This window comes from Shewanella sp. SG41-4, assembly GCF_014164505.1.
GTDB lineage: Bacteria > Pseudomonadota > Gammaproteobacteria > Enterobacterales > Shewanellaceae > Shewanella.
Map to the genome: position 1 here is coordinate 1 of NZ_JACJFI010000319.1, position 3,876 is coordinate 3,876.

A 3,876-nucleotide genomic window follows, 5' to 3' on the forward strand; every position below is an offset into this window, starting at 1 on the left:
CGCCGAGTATAGGCTTTAGTTAAATAATCACGATTAGCTTTACGCCATAAATTACGCATCATATCGAGTGAATCAAGGGTGTTTAGCACTCGGCAATGGAACTCTTCATGCACGAAAGGTTTCTGTAAAAAATCATTCGCACCGTTTTTAATAAACTTGGCCGACAAACTTTCATCATTGTCATTAGATAAACCAATAATGGCGATATCTTCACGATTAAGCTTCTCACGTACCCGCAAAACAAGTTCAACACCATCAACTTTTGGCATATTGTAATCAGTGATCAGCAACTGAATATCAGGCTGCGCTGCTAATACGGCTAATGCTTCTTCGCCATCATTGGCTTCAACAACTTTGAACAAATATTGTTCAAGCAGCATTTTCACAAATTTACGACTCACTAGCGAATCATCAGCAACCAATACTTTAACTTCTTGATTGCGATAAAGTCGGTCAATTAACTTGACGACATATTGATAGCTGTGACGTTTATCTTTTGGAATATAGTCAACTATGCTCAGTTTCAATATTTCTCGACGTTGAGCGGCATCTAAATTACTGGTGAGCACAATGCAAGGGGTCGAATACGACGCAACTAACCGAACAATATCTCCGTCAGAAGCATCGGGTAAATTTAAATCAGCAACAACGACAAAATATTTATGGTCTTCTAAAAAAGCTAATGCACTCGACATATCAGGCGCAATGTCCACCTGATATCCAAGATCCTGAACAATCATATGCTTTAATATTTTTGAAACAGTGGTGCTATCTTCTACAATCAACACTCGCAACGTTATCACCTTTACTATTGTGTAGTATTCGAGTTATTTAACACTTTTCAAGTACAATACTGCCGATAGAGTAGCCCGCACCAAATGAGCATAACAGGCCTAAATCACCGGTTTTAAAATCTTGGTTAAATTTATGAAAAGCAATAATCGATCCCGCAGATGCGGTATTAGCATACTCATCTAAGACGATTGGCGCCTGAGTTGGTTCAACATTAACACCAAGAAGCTTCTTCACAACAAACAAATTCATGTTTATATTGGCTTGATGAAGCCATAAGCGCTTAAACTCTTCAGGCTTTATTTGTTCATCGGTAAATTGTGTATCTAAATGTTGGTAAATCATTGGCAATAATTCTTTAAACACTTTACGACCTTGCTGATGAAACAGCTTATCTGCCGTGGTTGCATTTTCAGGATCGCAGCGATTAACAAAGCCAAAATTACTGCGGATATTACTAGAGTATTCGGTTACACAGCGCGTAGATAACACGCTAAAGGCATGTTTTGATGTCGATAACTCTTCGCGTTCAACCACGACTGCAGTAGCAACATCACCAAAAATAAAATGGCTATCGCGATCGCGAAAGTTGATTTGCGGCGAGGTTAATTCAGGATTAATAACCAACACTCTGTTAGCTGTGCCACCACGAATCGCATTAACGGCATTAACAATCGCAAACGTAGCCGATGAACATGCCACTAACATGTCATAGGCAAAACCTTTTGTGCCCATAGCTTGTTGGATTTCAATGGCAATAGCTGGGTAAGCTCGTTGGGTATAAGCACACGCCACAATAACCAAATCGATGTCTTCAGCCGTTAGGTTTGCTTGCTGTAATGCTTGATTAGCAGCTTCAATACCCATCTCTGCTTGCATAGACAACGACTCAGAAGGTCTATCTGCAATTAACGGCATCATGATATTGATATCAAGAATTCCGTCTTTTACCATGACATAACGGCTTTTAATCCCAGAAGCTTTTTCGATAAACTCACTTGACGAATAAGCCAACGCTTGCGTGTTTCCGGCCTCAATTTCGGCCGCATTTTGTTGATTAAATTGGTCTACATAACTATTGTAGCTAATAACTAATTCGTCGTTAGAGACACTATAAGGTGGTGTGTATAAACCACTGCCTGAAATCACAACTTTATTCATTTTACTCTACCATTTTTAGTGAATGAGTTAGCGAAAGCTCATTGAGTGCCAGAAACATCGACATGGATCACTGAAGGTTTTAACATCGCTTATCGATAACCTTACTGATCTATTATGTGGCACGACAGAGAAACATTTTGCTTATTAACGCTATTCTAGTATTTTATGATTTATTCTCGTCATATTAAATTAAATTTGTTTGATGGTCAGACCATTAGATGATGACAATTGACTCCAAAAGCCTAATATAGCAGCATCTATAAGGTTTTTAGAATAAAAATAAACTCCTTAATAACTAAAAAGCATAAAGAAGAACAAATTTTCACTTCTAAATCCTGCTGAGCAGATTATGATTAGACAATGCAACCATAGGAGCAAATAATCCATGAGCAAAATTTTCGAAGATAATTCATATACTTTAGGCAACACACCACTAGTTCGCTTAAACCGCGTTAGCAACGGCAAAGTGTTAGCAAAAATAGAATCACGCAATCCAAGCTTTAGCGTCAAGTGTCGTATTGGCGCCAATATGATTTGGGATGCTGAAAAGAAAGGCATACTCACCAAAGATATCGAGTTAATTGAACCTACATCTGGTAACACCGGTATAGCACTTGCTTATGTTGCTGCTGCACGTGGTTACAAATTAACCTTAACCATGCCAAATACCATGAGTTTAGAGCGTCGCAAACTACTGAAAGCATTAGGTGCAAACTTAGTGCTGACAGAAGGCGCTAAAGGCATGAAAGGTGCCATAGATAAAGCGGAAGAAATTCGCCAATCAGCGCCAGAAAAATACTTAGTGCTTGGCCAATTTGATAATCCTGCTAACCCAGAAATCCACGAAAAAACTACTGGTCCAGAAATCTGGAATGATACCGATGGTGAAGTTGATGTATTTGTGGCTGGTGTTGGTACTGGCGGAACCTTAACAGGTGTAAGCCGTTATTTGAAAGCACAAGGTAAAACAATTACCTCTGTTGCTGTTGAGCCTGTTGATTCTCCGGTTATTGCGCAAGCATTAGCAGGTCAGCCAATTCAACCTGGTCCACACAAAATCCAAGGTATTGGCGCAGGTTTCATCCCTGGTAACTTAGATTTATCTATTATTGACCGAGTTGAAGCGGTAACCAATGAAGAGTCTATTGAAATGGCTCGTCGTTTAATGAAAGAAGAAGGTATCTTAGTTGGTATCTCTTCTGGTGCTGCTGTTGTGGCTGCAAATCGTATTGCTGCATTGCCTGAATTTGCTGACAAAACTATTGTGGTTATATTGCCTTCTGCCGCAGAACGTTATTTATCATCAGTATTATTTGCTGGTGAATTTAATGATAGTGAAAACGTGCAGTAATAAGTTACATAAATAGACTCTACAATTGTCTATGAAAACCAGCTTCGGCTGGTTTTTTTGTTTAACGTCATTTTTGGTAGCTCAGGGAAAACGTAACCCATTAATTAAACGGCACAAACAGCCACTATTTAGCATTACACTGTCAATTCCCTCCTTTATTTAGAAGAAAAGTTAAACCTCAGTTGCAAAGTTGGTATAAGTCACTTGCCTAAAGAAACTGCTTCCGTTCTACTTATTGAAGTCAATTGTATAAGTTATCAGTTTTATTGATGGCTAGATTAATCATTAACCGGAGTCATTGCGCATAAATGAAGTACTCTCTTAAACAAATTACCGTTTTTGATGCTGTAGCCAGTCTTGAAAGTGTGAGCGCAGCTGCAAGAAAGTTATCGATGACCCAATCAGCGGTGAGTATGTCACTTTCTCAGCTAGAGAATTTACTAGACCGTCCGCTGTTTATTAGACAAGGCAATCGACTAACCCTAAGCCATTGGGGCAATTGGTTAAGACCCAAAGCACGCCAATTACTTCAAGATGCACAACAAATTCAATTTGGTTTGCATGAACAACAC

Annotated in this window: 4 protein-coding genes; 2 read left to right on the forward strand and 2 right to left on the reverse strand. The window is 39.0% G+C overall.

Annotation, left to right across the window (positions count from 1 at the left end; all coding sequences use genetic code 11):
- Together H5202_RS18870 and H5202_RS18875 are read right to left on the reverse strand one after the other, a co-directional pair.
- A partial coding sequence (locus H5202_RS18870) for a response regulator (RefSeq protein WP_259397386.1) occupies window positions 1-794 on the reverse strand: 794 nt, incomplete at its 3' end.
- Window positions 795-831: 37 nt separating this feature from the next.
- Complete coding sequence (locus H5202_RS18875; protein ID WP_182773421.1) at window positions 832-1,953, reverse strand: beta-ketoacyl-ACP synthase III; 1,122 nt, start codon at window positions 1,951-1,953, stop codon at window positions 832-834.
- Between the two features lie 385 nt (window positions 1,954-2,338).
- Here H5202_RS18875 and cysK point away from each other — a divergent pair, with 385 nt between their 5' ends.
- Both cysK and H5202_RS18885 read left to right on the forward strand, forming a co-directional pair.
- Window positions 2,339-3,304 (forward strand): cysteine synthase A, encoded by a 966-nt coding sequence (gene cysK, locus H5202_RS18880; protein ID WP_182773422.1) that lies wholly within the window; start codon window positions 2,339-2,341, stop codon window positions 3,302-3,304.
- 308 nt (window positions 3,305-3,612) lie between these two features.
- Window positions 3,613-3,876 (forward strand): LysR family transcriptional regulator (locus H5202_RS18885; RefSeq protein ID WP_182773423.1); only part of this gene is annotated, 264 nt, incomplete at its 3' end.

Coding starts and splice junctions, on each gene's coding strand:
- cysK (WP_182773422.1), top strand. CDS start 2,339: ATGAGCAAAATTTTCGAAGATAATTCATATACTTTAGGCAACACACCA.
- H5202_RS18875 (WP_182773421.1), bottom strand. CDS start 1,953: ATGAATAAAGTTGTGATTTCAGGCAGTGGTTTATACACACCACCTTAT.